Below are 14,288 nucleotides of genomic sequence, written 5' to 3'. Positions count from 1 at the left end.
GAGCGCATCATGTCTGTTGCAACTACCGGAACTGATATTCCTTGGAACAAACCGGTTCGCCAGAAGAAAACGGTTGGCGACTGGGCGGCGACCGTCACTATCAATGGTCTGATTATTCTGGTGGTGATTGCCACCGTCTACCCGTTGTGGTTCGTGGTCATGGCATCGATTTCGAATCCGAATTCGGTTGCGGCCGGTTCGGTGACGTTGCTGCCCAAAGATGTCACATTTATTGGCTATCAAAAAGTATTCGCCAACGCACGTATCTGGCAGGGCTATGTGAACACCATCATTTATTCCGTGGTCGGTACTGCGGTGAATATGCTGGTCACCATTCCTGTTGCCTTCGCGCTCAGCCGCCGAGAATTCAAGGCACGGCGTCTGATCATGTTCCTCTTCACCGTCACGATGTTCATCGCTGGCGGCTTGGTGCCGAGCTACATTCTGTACAAGAACCTCGGCATCAACAACACCATGTGGGTGTTCATCCTGCCCGGTGCGGTAAGCGTGTACAACGTCATCGTCGCCCGCTCCTTCTTCGACACCTCCATTCCTGAGGAACTACATGATGCTGCGCAAATCGACGGTCTGAGCTACATCGGCTACTTCGTGAAGATCGTTCTGCCGCTCAGTTCCGCGATTCTGGCGGTGATCGGTCTGTACTATTTCGTCGGTCATTGGAACGACTTCATGACAGGTCTTATCTTCATCACTGATGACACCAAACAGCCATTGCAGGTGGTACTTCAGCAGCTGCTGCTGGTGGCACAGGGCACGGGTACGAATGTGGATGCCGCAGCACAGCAGCAGGCGGCCGATCAGATCAAATTCGGCATCATCATCGTCTCGACGCTGCCGCTGCTGGTCGCCTATCCGTTCCTGCAGAAGTACTTCGACAAGGGCGTGATGCTTGGTGCGGTCAAGGGCTGATTTGCATGCATGGTGCATGTGAACGGCTTGACGCGAACTTGGTGTGAAAGGGAAACAATAACTATGACTACAACATGCGAAACAGTCACGTTCAGCACGGGCCCGTACACGGTGCTGGAGCTGTTCGTCGAACGCAAGGGATTTGCGGAGCCTGCGGAATCCGCAGCATCCGCAGATGCATATGTTGGCATCTCGGCGAATGGCAATCAGCGCATGTACTACATGCCTGAGGGGCATCGGCGGCATCATTTCCGGATAACGGTGCCCTCCGAATCCGATATCGCAATCGCATTCGACAATATGGATATACGTTTCGCCTACCTCAGCGAGTGTGATGACCTTATTGATCGCGGCGTTCAATATGTCAATCTCAACCCGGCCGAATCCGAGTGGCCAGTGCTGCCGACCACTGCGCAAATCTATGGCGGCGAAGGCCGATCCGGGGCGCATTTCGAACCGTTCGTGCATTGGATGAACGATCCGAATGGATTATGTCGATTCCAGGGCCGTTACCACATGTTCTACCAGTTCAATCCATACGGATGGGGATGGGACTGCATGCACTGGGGGCATGCGGTCAGCCGTGATCTCGTTCATTGGACGCACCTGCCTGTGGTGCTTGAACCACAGCCCGAGTTCGCCGATGACCCTGAACTGACCGGCGGAGCGTTCTCTGGTTCTGCAGTGACCGTGGATGCCGACGGTATGCCCTGTGAGGGCGATCAGGCTGTGGCCATCAGACTGTTCCTCACCAGGCATTTGGAAAACCGCGGCCATGAGGAAACCGTCACCGAATACCAAACCACTTGCCTGTGTGAGGACGGCGTACATGTCTCCGTCGAATCGCCGATTGTGGTGCGCCCGAATGATGATTGCGGTTTGGATTTCCGTGATCCGAAGGTGGAATGCGGTTTGTCTGGCGATGCTGTGCATGGCGATCGCGCCTATATGGTGATTGCCTCGAATCTGCCGGCGGCAAGCATTCCCGGTGCCGGCGATGTCTTGGATGCAGCAACGGCTCCCATGTTCCAGGATCGAGAGAATCCCGGCCTGCCCGGTGTCGCCTCGCGTTCGACGCGTGGATGGTACACCACCATGCAGGATGGTGTTGCTGGCCAGCAGCCTTCTGATACTACGAGCATGCCGGCGATGATGCTGTATTCCAGCGCCAAGCCGCTGGCGCGTAACGCCACCTGGCGCTATGAGGGTCCGGTGCTTGCCGATGCCGGCCATGCACTTGCCCGCACGTTCGAATGCCCTGATCTGTTCGCCTTGGACGGCTCGACTGTGGCGGTTGGTGCGTTGATGCATTACCGTGATCAGCAAGGCCGTTTCCAGCCGGTGCGCTGGTATGCGGGCGATTTGCAGGCCGTTGAAGGCAAGCCGCGCTTGTCTGTCACATCCAGCGGGTGGGTTGATTTCGGCAGTGGCTACTATGCCACGCAAAGCTTCCGCGATGATCGCGGCCGTCGCATCGTCATCGCTTGGTATACCGACTTTCCCGGCGCTCGTACCGAACGTCTGTATGCCGCCAATGGCGCGATGTCGTTGCCTCGCGAGCTGCATATGTGGGAGGGCCGACTGTATGCCAAACCTGTCGCCGAAGTGTATGAGCATCTGCTCGGTGCCCCGATTGATGTGGAGATTGGGGATGGCGAACGCTCCTTCCTTGCGGCCAGTGGTGCCTATTATGCCGATTTGCATATGGCTGATGACGCCGACTTCGAGATGACGCTGGCGACTGGTGCGCCAGCGCATGACGGCGACGCATCATACGTGCGCCTGACGCGTCGCAATGGTGCCACCGCCATAGTGACGCATGGTTTGCGCGTCGACGATGTCGACTTTGACAGCGGTATCGACGAAGTGCGTCATGTGGAAGTGTTCTTTGATCGCAATATCGCAGAAGTGTTTCTGAATGACGGTGAATCCGCAGGCAGTATGCTGTTCCAACCAACAGCTGGGCCTATCCGCTGCACATTGCGCACCAAAGGTCAGGCCAACGAGTTCACGGCGCGTTCGTTAAACAGTATTTGGCAGTGATGCCATACCCGAACCGCTGCTGGACTGATCAAAGCTGTCGCGCGGTGTGCTGTTTCCCTGCCGAACGCGCGACATACTAGGTTCCGTAACCAACATAAATAGGTTGGTTACGGAACCTTTTTGTATATGGGGTGACTATATAGCGCAGGCTATATAGTCACCGGTTATCGTGCGGGATTATCGTATAGCTATATTGCACATAGTTTTTCAGGGCCTGCGACGGAACCAAGATTGCTTGATGCGCAGCTGGCAGGTGATTTTTGCATGATTATCCGTCAGCGGTGGCAGCTGCGCACGATTAATGGGGTATCCGGCGCAGGGGAACGGCTCCGGCGTTTCGCCTTGCAGCATTGAAACCAGCTTGCCGACTGCCCAATATCCCATTTCATAGTGTGGCAACTCCACTGATGAGAGCGGCGGATCGATTGCTTCGGCGATAACCTCGTGATTGTCCACGCCAACCACCGCAATGTCTTTGCCGATAACCAATCCGCGATGGGCTGCTTCTTCGTACACGCCCCACGCGCGAGTATCGTTGAAACAGAAAAAGCCGTCGAGATCGGTATGCGCATTGAAGAACGCAGGCAATCGTGCTGCAGCGTCGGCACCGTCATCCACATTGATCATGATTTCCGGATCAAAAGGAATGCCATGTGCTGACAAGGCGTCAAGATATCCGGCAACGCGACCAGATTGGGCAATCATGGTATGCACGGTGCCTATGTAGGCAATGCGTTTGCAGCCAGTCTCGATTAGGTGATTGGTGGCACACAAGCCGATGTGGTATTCGTCAGGGATGATGGATGGCGCTTGCCCTTCGGCGTCGGTGCCGTTGGCGATTACGGTTCGGCATCCGTCCAGTGGCGCGGGCAGCACGGTGGACTGGTTGAACATGCGAGCGTAGATAAACCCATCCGTGCCGTATTGCTTAAGTGCGGTGATTTCGCGGTCGGTTTCTCTGTCGTTATCGTGCACATTGATGGTAAGCAGCATATAGCCTAAAGCCAGAGCAGCATCCTGTGCGCCTTCGAGCATGCGGCCAGCAAATGGTGTGGTTGCTACTTCGTTGCTAAGAAAACCGATGATGCGGCTGTGGTTGGTGCGAAGCCCGCTGGCAAGACGATTCGGCTGATATCCGAGCTCAAGTGCGGCTTGGCGGATGCGCTGAGCGATGTCTGAGCGAACCCGTCCTCGATCCTTGTCGCTGAGTACCAAGGAAACAGTGGAGATAGAGACGCCGACTTGTTCGGCGATATTTCTCATGGTAACCATAATGTTGTTCCCCCTTGCTGCCCGGATGGTCGTCAGCAATCGTCAGCAGCCGTCAGCGATACGGTGCTGATCGTGTGCGGCGATTCGTCACGGGCCCAGCCTGTGCTGGATACGTACATCACTGTTGTAAGTCATTGCTCGCCGTTGCGGTGGCATATGACATCCATTTGCTGACCACAGTAGTCAGTCAAACGTTTGACGTACAGCTTGTGAGGGCTTCAGGGTGTCGATGTGAAAACTCTTGATTCTATTGACGTCAAATGTTGACGTATGAGGTTTGTGGCGGGCAATACCATCGTGGTGTAAGCACTGTTTAGGCTCTATTACGTATTCCTCAGCGTGGTCTTAAGTCCACGTGTGGATTGAAGACCACACTGACGGTAATCTCAGCGTGGCATTGAGTCCATCTGGTGGTGTGGAAGCTTCACTGGGCCGCTCAGTGTGGTCTTAAGTCCACATGTGGATTGGTTGCCACGCTAATGGTGCGCTCAGCGTGGTATTGAGTCCACGTGTGGATTGAAAGCATCGCTGAGCGCGTCAGTGTGGCTCCGACGCCACGGCATGGATCGATTGCCACGGCTGGGGAACACTCAGCGTGGCTTTGAGTCCACGTGTGGATTGGATGCCACGCTAACAGCCGTTGGATGCGGTAGGCCGACAAGCTTGTAAGGTGGTTGGCATGGGTATTGCGGCAGTGGGTCATGATGTGGTCGATGTGGAGGCGTTCGCCGAGCAGCTGGCGATGCCGGGTTCGCGCATCAAAGGATTGTTTTCGGTGCGTGAACTGCGGCAGGCCACGGCCCGTGCTCAAGCTAAGCATGATGGTGAGGCCGTGCATCTGGCAGCAAAATGGGCAGGCAAAGAAGCTGTGCTCAAGGCTTGGGAACAGGCACTAGGGGACAATCCCAGCCCGTACACGCTGGACAATTTTCCCTGGCGCGGCATTGAAATCCTTGATGATGATCGTGGTCGCCCCCAGGTGATGCTTGCTGCCGATGTGGCGCGCACCTTACGTGACAGTTTGCCGCCGGTGAGAAGTGAGAGGTCGCCGCGCTCGCTGCCGATGCCAGTGCCGGGAGCTATGGCAGGCGCGTCTGCCGCGATCCGTCGGCCTGGGTTTTCGTCTGCGCCGTCCGATTATGTACAGACGCCCCATGTGTTTCGCATTTCGCTGAGCCACGACGGCCCCGTTGCCAGTGCTGTGGTAATCCTCGAATAGCGGGCGGAATCGAACAAATTCGCTGATGAAGCGTATGTGTCGTGGCAGGAACACGCCGACGTGTCGAACCGGTTTGATATTCGCGCCCGCGCGCGATATATTACATAGCAACAACGAAGTTAGGCATCTACCACAAAGGAGTTCCGATGGCCGAACAGACCACAGTTCAATCCACCACTGCAGCAACAAGCGAAACTGCTGATGACGCCGTTTTCGCCGCTCGCCTCGACCGCCACCGTGATGAACTCGAATCGTTGTTCCGTATGATCTACGGCGATTCGCCGGAACTCTCCACATTCGAGCGTGCCATGGCCGACGCCTTCGCCGCCCGCCCTGCCGATCTCAAACAGCTTGATCTGGCTCGTGAAGCCGATCCCGAATGGTACATGCGCGGTGACATGTTCGGTATGACTATGTACACCGACCTGTTCGCCGGCGATCTGAAGAAGCTGGCAGGCAAGATTGACTACTTCAAAGAGCAGAAGCTCACCTATCTGCACCTCATGCCGCTGCTGAAAATGCCGCACCCCGATAACGATGGCGGCTACGCGGTCGAGGATTTCGACACCGTCGATCCAATGTTCGGCACCAACGAGGATCTGGCTGCGCTCACTGCCAAACTGCGCGAAGCCGGCATCAGCCTGTGCCTTGATTTCGTCATGAACCACACCGCATCCTCACACCGTTGGGCCAGGGCCGCGCAGGCGGGCGACCCGGTGTACCAGGACTATTACTTCTGCTATGACGATCGCACTGTGCCCGATCGCTACGATGCCGTCGTACCGCAGGTGTTCCCGAACACTGCACCCGGCAACTTTACTTGGAACGAACGCATGGGCAAGTGGGTGATGACCCAGTTCTACCCGTTCCAGTGGGATCTCAACTACCGCAACCCCAAGGTGTTCGTGTCCATGATGCAAAGCGTTATGAACCTAGCGAACCTTGGTGTGGAAGTGCTGCGACTTGACGCCGTGCCCTATATCTGGAAGCAGCTGGGCACCAACTGCCGTAACCTGCCGCAGGTGCACACCATCGTGCGCATGATGCGCATGATGCTGGAGATCGTCTGTCCGGCCGTGGTGCTCAAGGGTGAGGTCGTCATGGCGCCAAAGGAGCTCGCCGCCTACTTCGGCACCCCCGAACATCCTGAATGCCACATGCTGTACAACGTGTCCATCATGGTCAACCTGTGGAGCGCACTTGCCAGCGGCGACGTGCGTCTGCTGAAGAATCAGCTCGACAAGCTCAACGCGCTGCCCAGCAACTGCTGGTTCGTCAACTATCTGCGCTGCCATGATGACATCGGCTGGGGCCTTGACGAGGACGAGGAAGTGCGCCTGAGCATCGATCCGCTCAAGCACAAGGAATTCCTGTACCACTTCTATGAGGGTGCCATGCCCGGCAGCTGGGCCATGGGTGAGCTCTACAACTACGACGAGGCCAGCAAAGACGCCCGCAGCTGCGGCACCGCAGCCTCCCTGTGCGGCATTGAAAAGGCGATTATCACGCATGACAAGCCAGCGCTGGAAACAGCAGTGAGCCGCGATCTGCTGCTGCACCATGCCATGGCCTTCCTGCGTGGATTCCCGATGCTCAACTGCGGCGACGAAATCGGCCAGCTCAACGGCTGGGATTATAAGGAGGATCCCGATCGTATCGCCGATAGCCGCAACCTGCACCGCAGCAAGTTCGATTGGACCAAGGCTGCCGAACGCAACAAGCCTGGCACTTTGCAGAACGAGTTGTGGGAAGGCATGGCATCGCTGCGTGCGATGCGTAACGATCCCTGCTTTGCGCCCGACGCTTGGGTGACCACGTGGGATACCGACAATGACGGTGTGCTGGCCGTGGTACGCAAGGCGGGGGAGCGGACGATCGTGGGCCTGTTCAACTTCACGGGAGAAGCGCAGACTGCTGAACTCATCAGCATCGAAGGCGTGAATCTGCCTGCCCGTGTGGAGCTCGGTGCCTATGAGGAGAAGGTCATCGTCTGCAGCTGATCTGCAGTTGATCTGAGCCATCGCTAGAAGGGCTTGGCGTGTTGTGTGAGCAACAGTGCGCCAAGCCCTTTTCGTATGCAATGGTGAAATGGCGTAATACTGCGTAATCGCAGCATTATTACGTCTGTCGGCAAGCCTGTGTGTGCGGCGGCAAAGGTGACAGCAACGTGGCAAAAATGCGTGAATAATTTGCCGAACGTGTCGTATGTTCGCACGTTCTCCGCCCCTCATGTATAATATCGAAGTCGCCAAAAGCGACACCATACGCGGATGTAGCTCAATGGTAGAGCCTCAGTCTTCCAAACTGATTACGCGGGTTCGATTCCCGTCATCCGCTCCAAGGGAGAGGCCGGAGCAATCCGGCTTTCTTCATATCGGGCAACTGAATTGATACTGCGGAGGACGGTGGCGCTATGACCGGCGAACGCAACGACAACAATACAGCTACTGAAATTGTCGGGGGCGGCATCGAAACCGTCAAGGTATCCAAGCATCCCGAGGCATCCATTCCTGAAACTGATTTGTCGCTGGCAGATATCGAGCGCGGACGTTCCCACCCACTGCGCTGGGCCATAATTGTGCTTGCTGTGCTGGTCGCCATTATCGCGCCCTACTGGTTAGGTCGCACGATGGCGGTGCATGACACCGCTTCCGTTATTGCTGTGTTGGGAGGCCTCAATCCGCAGGGCATCGCCTTCGTCGGATGGGTTACGGTTCTGGTTGCCTATGTGGGGTTGGCGATGGCCGTGGTCGTCTCGCCTTCCTGGCCGTGGCTCATCGTCTTTATCGCGGGGCTAGCCGCCGAGCAATTCGTCGCCGGTCTGAGCATGCTCAAACTCAACTTTTGGTATTCGACCTATGTGGTGTACGGCGATCAGGCCAATCTGGCGAACGCCGCGAATATAGGTATTATGGCCGCCGCCATCGGCATCGCCGTGTATGCCGTAGTGTTCGTCGGATTGCTGGTGGTGATTAAAAAGCAGTCGCGACTCAATGTACTGACTAAAAGTTGGGCCAGCTTCATCCTGTGCTTTGTTATCGAAGCCGTTGCGTTGTTGGTTGTATTGTTTGGTGGTCTGCTGACCACGGTGTAGGCAGCCACGTAACTTCCGTGCAGTTTTGTATGGTGCCGCGCAAGTTCGCAGGATTAGTCGCGACCTCACCGTATAGTTTCCCTTTGGCGTAAAACGCCCGCGGATAGAGAGCGTTTCGAGCAGCCTGTTCGGGACACCGCGCAACGACCATAAGGAGGATGCCGTGGCACTGACGGCTGAAGAAAAGACCCAGATCATCAACGAGTACGCAACGCACGAAGGCGACACCGGCTCCCCGGAGGTTCAGGTGGCCCTGCTGTCCAAGCGCATCTCCGACCTGACCGAGCACCTCAAGGAGCACAAGCACGATCACCACTCCCGTCGTGGTATGCAGCTGATGATCGGTTCCCGTCGTCGTCTGCTTGACTACCTCAAGAAGAACGACATCAACCGTTATCGTTCCCTGATTGAGCGTCTGGGCCTGCGTCGATAATTCAAGACTTCCGCCCGAGCACCCCGGATGGTGCTCGGGCGTTTTACATATCGCCTGCCAACGGCAACAACGGCAAGAGGGTTAGAGGATAGGCCTGAACAGACGTGAGGACGAGGCCGACAGAGAACCCGAATGAGGGGTTGACACGAGGGGCGGCGGCCAAGGGGCTGCCGAAACAAGGAACCAAGGTATGTTTTGTCCGCTGAAGAGGACAGTCGCGGCCATGGGGTTGTAAGCCAAGCCGCGAGACAAGTATGTAGGAAACACTGATAATTCAAGAAGGAGGAACCCCATGGAGGGTCCCGAAATCAAGGCCGTTGAGGCCGTAATCGACAATGGATCGTTCGGTACGCGCACTCTGCGCTTCGAAACCGGTCGTCTGGCACAGCAGGCTGATGGTGCTGTGGCCGCTTATCTTGACGACGATTCCATGATTCTGTCCACCACCACCGCTGGCTCCAGCCCGAAGGAGAACTATGACTTCTTCCCGCTGACTGTCGACGTCGAAGAGAAGATGTACGCCGCCGGCAAGATTCCGGGCTCGTTCTTCCGCCGCGAAGGCCGTCCGAGCTCCGAAGCCATCCTTGCCTGCCGCATCATCGACCGCCCGCTGCGCCCGCTGTTCCCGCACACGCTGCGCAACGAAGTGCAGGTCGTCGAAACCGTGCTCGCCGTCAACCCTGACGATGCGTACGATGTGATCGCGCTGAACGCCGCTTCCGCCTCCACCATGATTTCCGGTCTGCCGTTCGAAGGCCCGGTCTCCGGTGTTCGTCTGGCCCTGATCGACGGCCAGTGGGTTGCCTTCCCGCGCTGGAGCGAGCGCGAACGCGCCGTGTTCGAAATCGTTGTTGCCGGCCGTGTGATCGACAATGGTGATGTTGCCATCGCCATGATTGAGGCTGGTGCTGGCAAGAACGCCTGGCACCTCATCTATGACGAGGGCCAGACCAAGCCGGACGAGGAAGTCGTCGCCGGTGGTCTGGAAGCCGCCAAGCCGTTCATCAAGGTGATCTGCGAAGCCCAGAACGAGCTCAAGAAGATCGCCGCCAAGGAGACCAAGGAATTCCAGCTCTTCCCGGAGTACACCGACGAGCTGTACGCCCGCATCGACGAGATCGCCCACAAGGATCTCGACGAGGCCCTCTCCATCGCCGAGAAGCTGCCGCGTCAGGACCGCATCGCCGAAATCAAGGAAGTGGTGCGCGAGACCATCGCCAATGAGTTCGAGGATATGGACGACGCCGAGAAGGAGAAGGAACTCGGCAACGCCTTCAAGGAGCTGCAGCGCCAGATTGTGCGTCGCCGCATCCTGACCGAGGACTACCGCATCGATGGCCGTGGCCTGCGTGACATCCGCACCCTGTCCGCCGAAGTGGATATTGTGCCCCGCGTGCACGGCTCCGCTCTGTTCCAGCGCGGCGAAACCCAGATTCTGGGCGTCACCACCCTGAACATGCTCAAGATGGAGCAGCAGATTGACGCGCTGTCCGGCCCGCAGTCCAAGCGCTACATGCACAACTATGAGATGCCGCCGTACTCCACCGGTGAAACCGGTCGTGTCGGTTCCCCGAAGCGTCGTGAAATCGGCCACGGTGCCCTCGCGGAGAAGGCCCTTGTGCCGGTGCTGCCGGGTCGCGAGGAGTTCCCCTACGCCATCCGCCAGGTCTCCGAGGCTATCGGCTCCAACGGTTCCACCTCCATGGGCTCCGTGTGCGCCTCCACCCTGTCGCTGCTGGCCGCCGGCGTGCCGCTGAAGGCCCCGGTCGCAGGCATCGCCATGGGTCTGGTCTCCGGCGATGTGGATGGCAAGCACATCTTCAAGACGCTGACCGATATCTTGGGCGCTGAGGATGCCTTCGGCGATATGGACTTCAAGGTGGCCGGCACCGCCGAGTTCATCACCGCCCTGCAGCTTGACACCAAGCTTGACGGTATCCCCGCTGACATCCTGGCCGCAGCCCTGCAGCAGGCCAAGGAAGCCCGTACCACGATCCTCGAGGTCATCAACGAGTGCATCGACGGCCCGGCTGAGATGAGCGAGTTTGCTCCGCGCATCATCACCACCACCGTGCCTGTGGACAAGATCGGCGAAGTCATTGGCCCGAAGGGCAAGATGATCAACCAGATCCAGGAAGATACCGGCGCTGAAATCGCCATTGAAGATGACGGCACCGTCTACATCTCCTCCGAAGGTGGCGAGGCTGCGCTCAAGGCCAAGGAGATCATCGACTCCATCGCCAACCCGCACGTTCCCGAAGCCGGCGAAACCTACAACGGCAAGGTCGTTAAGACCACCTCCTTCGGTGCGTTCGTGAACCTCACCCCCGGCACCGATGGTCTGCTGCACATCAGCCAGATCCGCAACCTCGCCAACGGTGAGCGTATCGACGCCGTTGAGGATGTGCTCAAGGAAGGCGACACCGTTGAGGTCGTCGTGCAGGGCGTAGATGATCGCGGCAAGATTTCGCTGGCCATCCCCGGTTTCGAGGATCAGGAATCCGGTGCCCGTGGCGGTCGCGGTGGTCGTGACGACCGTCGTGGCGGTCGCGATGATCGCCGTGGTGGTCGCCCGGAGCGTCGCCGTTCTGATCGTGACGATCGTGATTTCGATGATCGTGATGATCGTCCGCGTCGCCGCCGCTCCGATGACTTCGATGATGACTTCGAAGATCGTCCGCGTCGTCGCCGTTCTGATCGTGACGATCGTGATTTCGATGATCGTGATGATCGTCCGCGCCGTCGTCGTGGTGCCGACCGCGATGACCGCGACTATGATCGCGACGATCGCCGCAGCTCCCGTGATGATCGTGATTTTGACCGCGATGACCATGAGGATGATCGTCCGCGTCGCCGTCGCGCCGCTGACCGCGATGACGATCGTTCCGAGCGTCGTTCCTCCGGCCGTGGCCGTGGTTCGGATCGTAACCCGCGCTATGCCACCGATGACAACTATGACGATTACCGCGCCGATCGCGAGGAGCGCTCCGAGCGTCCGCGTCGCCGCGTGCGTCGCGACTTTGATCCGTTCGAGGACTGAGTCCTTTCGGATTACTATCGCAGCCTAGCCGCTAAGCGATAACACCATGGGCAACCCCAACGGGTTGCCCATTTTTTGTTGTCCCACAACTATAAGAGCGCAGACAATAATTGCTTTGCCATACCAGACATACAGCTGTATCATTAACGATTAACAGGTAAAAACTGAAACAGATAACACTGTTGTTATAGTGGTTATTTTTACTTTAGTTTTGGGATCAACGGTGGGATTTCAAGCTGAAAGGATGGGCCTAATGCCGGCTGTTATCTTGATGATTATTTTGGGAATATTGGGCATAGGTATGCTTTGTTTTCCTGAAAAGTTATGGAAAATAGAAATTTTCTATGGGTAAAGAATGGAGAGCCGACTGATTTCTATATCGCTGCAATGCGCATAGGTGGAATAATATTTATTATTTGTGCCATTGCTTCAGCCATTTTCTTTTTTTAATACCTGACAATAGATGCAGGCAGGTCATATCATCCGGTCAGTCGCTGAGCGGCAGTGTGAGACTACTCGCGTATTCTCAGATATTCGCGTAGATAGGGGATAGTGAAGTCCACTGTGCCGCGTTCTGGTGCGTTGATGATTTTTTCTTCAATGAGTTTGACGCGATATTGGTTGGCATAATCCATGGTTGCATTCATGCGTTTGGCGATGGTCTGAGTGCGTGAGGGGCCGTTGTCTTTAGCCATGGCTTTGAGATAATCGACCGCGCGTTCAGGCAGCTTGTCGATTACCGGTGCACACACTCCTTCCCCAAGACGGGCCCTTGCCTGGATAATGCCTGTTTGTACGTCTTCCGCCGTGATTTCATTGGAGGCATTTGTCTTGCGACGCCGAGCTGCCCGCCACATGTGATAGCCAACGAGTTGAATCATGTACGGATATCCTTCCGTAGCTTGCGTGGCTTCTTCCAGTGCGGTGTCGTCTATCGTGATGCCCCTGCTGCGGATGGTATGTGCAAATGACTCGCGCACGTCATCCAGTGGGACATCACCGAGTTTTTTCAAGGATGCTCGGCGAAGAAACGTGACTACTTTGGCGTTCAACAAGTCAGAAATAACCTGAGGGAGTCCTGCGAACGCAAACGCAACATTTGCGTTTTCACGAAACATATGCTGTGCAGCTGTTGCGATGGCAGTGATGTCTGTGTCGTCGGCATCTTGGATTTCATCGATAGTGATCAACAATCCCTTGCCCTTCCCCAGCGTTTTTAATCTGGCATTCATGGCGTCGCGCAGCGTGGAGGGGCGGAGGGCCGGTGCGATTGACACCTCGCCGAGGCTTGCTCCCATGAGTGAGGGTTTGATGGTGGTGCCAGCGAAGATGCCATGATCCGGAGCGATTTGTGCGATTAGCCGATCACATAGGCCGCTACTAGCGGTTTCGTCAATGACGAACCAATGACGTTGCTCGGCAAGTTTGCGCAATTCTATTAACATCACGGTTTTGCCACTGCCACGAGGGCCTGATATCAGCATGAGGCGATCTGGGGCACCGGGGCCGTCGTCCAGTCCTTCGGAAAAGTCTTCACATATCAGGCTTCGGCCGATGAGCACGGGTGGCATTACGCCTGCTGTTGGCTTGAATGGGTTGGCCGGGAATGACATACAGGAATCCTTTCCATCCGTGTTTGCTACCGTAATAGAATAATTAGAAGAATAATAGAATACATGTGGTGATAAAACCAATACTCGTGTTGGTGGTGTTGTTAAGCAAAGATTCTGAGACTACTGATGCCAGAAATAGAACGAATAGAACGAATAGAACGAATAGAACGTACTTGCTGACATGATTGTTCCTTTTGTTTCAAGTGGAGAACCAATGGCGGGCCGCTCTGTGGCTACTGGAGAAGTGCTGGATTGACCTTTATTCGGCGTATTTGACATGCCTGGGTTTGTTTTTTGATGGTTTTTGTGGCTTGGTGGCGTTGTTTGAGTGTGAGTGTGCTCTTAGAAGGCCGTTTTCGACACGCCGGTGGATGTGAGTGTTTCCAGTGGTTTTGGGGTTGTTTTGGTTGGGTGGGTTTGCGTTTTGGTTTGGGGTGGTGTAGGTTATTCATCTGTTGCCGCTTGGCGCTGGGGTTCCGGTTCTTGATTGTTTCCGGGGTGTTGTGCGCCTGTTGTGGTGGTGGTTTGAGAACTCAAGAGTGTGTTTGTACTACTTCTTTATAGTCAATGATTGCCAGTCCGATCCCCGCTCCTGCCTGTTGGTGGGAGTCGCCGAGGGGCGTTGATGGGGGTTGGGGTTTTTG

10 protein-coding genes and 1 tRNA gene are annotated in these 14,288 nt (G+C 56.4%); 9 read left to right on the top strand and 2 right to left on the bottom strand.

The features are described 5' to 3' along the window. Nucleotides 1-9: 9 nt before the first annotated feature. Together G1C95_RS12440 and G1C95_RS11140 are read left to right on the top strand one after the other, a co-directional pair. Nucleotides 10-930: a carbohydrate ABC transporter permease gene (locus tag G1C95_RS12440; protein ID WP_205832824.1), complete on the top strand. Its 921-nt coding sequence runs from the start codon at nt 10-12 to the stop codon at nt 928-930. Nucleotides 931-993: 63 nt separating this feature from the next. Then, nucleotides 994-2,973 (top strand): glycoside hydrolase family 32 protein, encoded by a 1,980-nt coding sequence (locus G1C95_RS11140; RefSeq protein WP_169173029.1) that lies wholly within the window; start codon nt 994-996, stop codon nt 2,971-2,973. 207 nt (nt 2,974-3,180) lie between these two features. Here G1C95_RS11140 and G1C95_RS11135 read toward each other — a convergent pair whose 3' ends face one another. Continuing rightward, nucleotides 3,181-4,245: a LacI family DNA-binding transcriptional regulator gene (locus tag G1C95_RS11135; protein WP_169173028.1), complete on the bottom strand. Its 1,065-nt coding sequence runs from the start codon at nt 4,243-4,245 to the stop codon at nt 3,181-3,183. Between the two features lie 679 nt (nt 4,246-4,924). Here G1C95_RS11135 and G1C95_RS11130 point away from each other — a divergent pair. The 7 genes from G1C95_RS11130 to G1C95_RS12810 all read left to right on the top strand — a co-directional run bounded on the left by G1C95_RS11130 (nt 4,925) and on the right by G1C95_RS12810 (nt 12,481). Further along, entirely contained in the window at nt 4,925-5,464 is a 540-nt protein-coding gene (locus tag G1C95_RS11130) for a holo-ACP synthase (protein ID WP_169173027.1), read from the top strand. Nucleotides 5,465-5,610: 146 nt separating this feature from the next. Continuing rightward, nucleotides 5,611-7,464 (top strand): alpha-amylase family protein, encoded by a 1,854-nt coding sequence (locus G1C95_RS11125; RefSeq protein WP_169173026.1) that lies wholly within the window; start codon nt 5,611-5,613, stop codon nt 7,462-7,464. Between the two features lie 266 nt (nt 7,465-7,730). Beyond that, nucleotides 7,731-7,804: transfer RNA gene (locus tag G1C95_RS11120), tRNA-Gly, on the top strand. Nucleotides 7,805-7,877: 73 nt separating this feature from the next. Beyond that, nucleotides 7,878-8,558, top strand: coding sequence for a hypothetical protein (locus tag G1C95_RS11115; protein ID WP_169173025.1), 681 nt, complete (start codon nt 7,878-7,880; stop codon nt 8,556-8,558). 163 nt (nt 8,559-8,721) lie between these two features. Beyond that, nucleotides 8,722-8,991 (top strand): 30S ribosomal protein S15, encoded by a 270-nt coding sequence (rpsO, locus tag G1C95_RS11110; protein WP_169173024.1) that lies wholly within the window; start codon nt 8,722-8,724, stop codon nt 8,989-8,991. Nucleotides 8,992-9,283: 292 nt separating this feature from the next. Continuing rightward, a complete protein-coding gene (locus tag G1C95_RS11105) occupies nt 9,284-12,031 on the top strand; it encodes a polyribonucleotide nucleotidyltransferase (RefSeq protein WP_169173023.1) in 2,748 nt (915 codons plus the stop codon). A 324-nt stretch (nt 12,032-12,355) separates the two neighbouring features. Next, entirely contained in the window at nt 12,356-12,481 is a 126-nt protein-coding gene (locus G1C95_RS12810; RefSeq protein WP_417852276.1) for a DUF6199 family natural product biosynthesis protein, read from the top strand. 62 nt (nt 12,482-12,543) lie between these two features. Here G1C95_RS12810 and G1C95_RS11095 read toward each other — a convergent pair whose 3' ends face one another. Continuing rightward, entirely contained in the window at nt 12,544-13,644 is a 1,101-nt protein-coding gene (locus G1C95_RS11095; protein ID WP_169173022.1) for an ATP-binding protein, read from the bottom strand. Nucleotides 13,645-14,288: the final 644 nt, after the last annotated feature.

Origin of the sequence: Bifidobacterium oedipodis (genome assembly GCF_012932425.1) — a bacterium.
GTDB classification, from domain to species: domain Bacteria; phylum Actinomycetota; class Actinomycetes; order Actinomycetales; family Bifidobacteriaceae; genus Bifidobacterium; species Bifidobacterium oedipodis.
The sequence above is the reverse complement of the archived record's forward strand: the minus strand, read 5'-3'. Positions and strand labels throughout refer to the sequence as shown.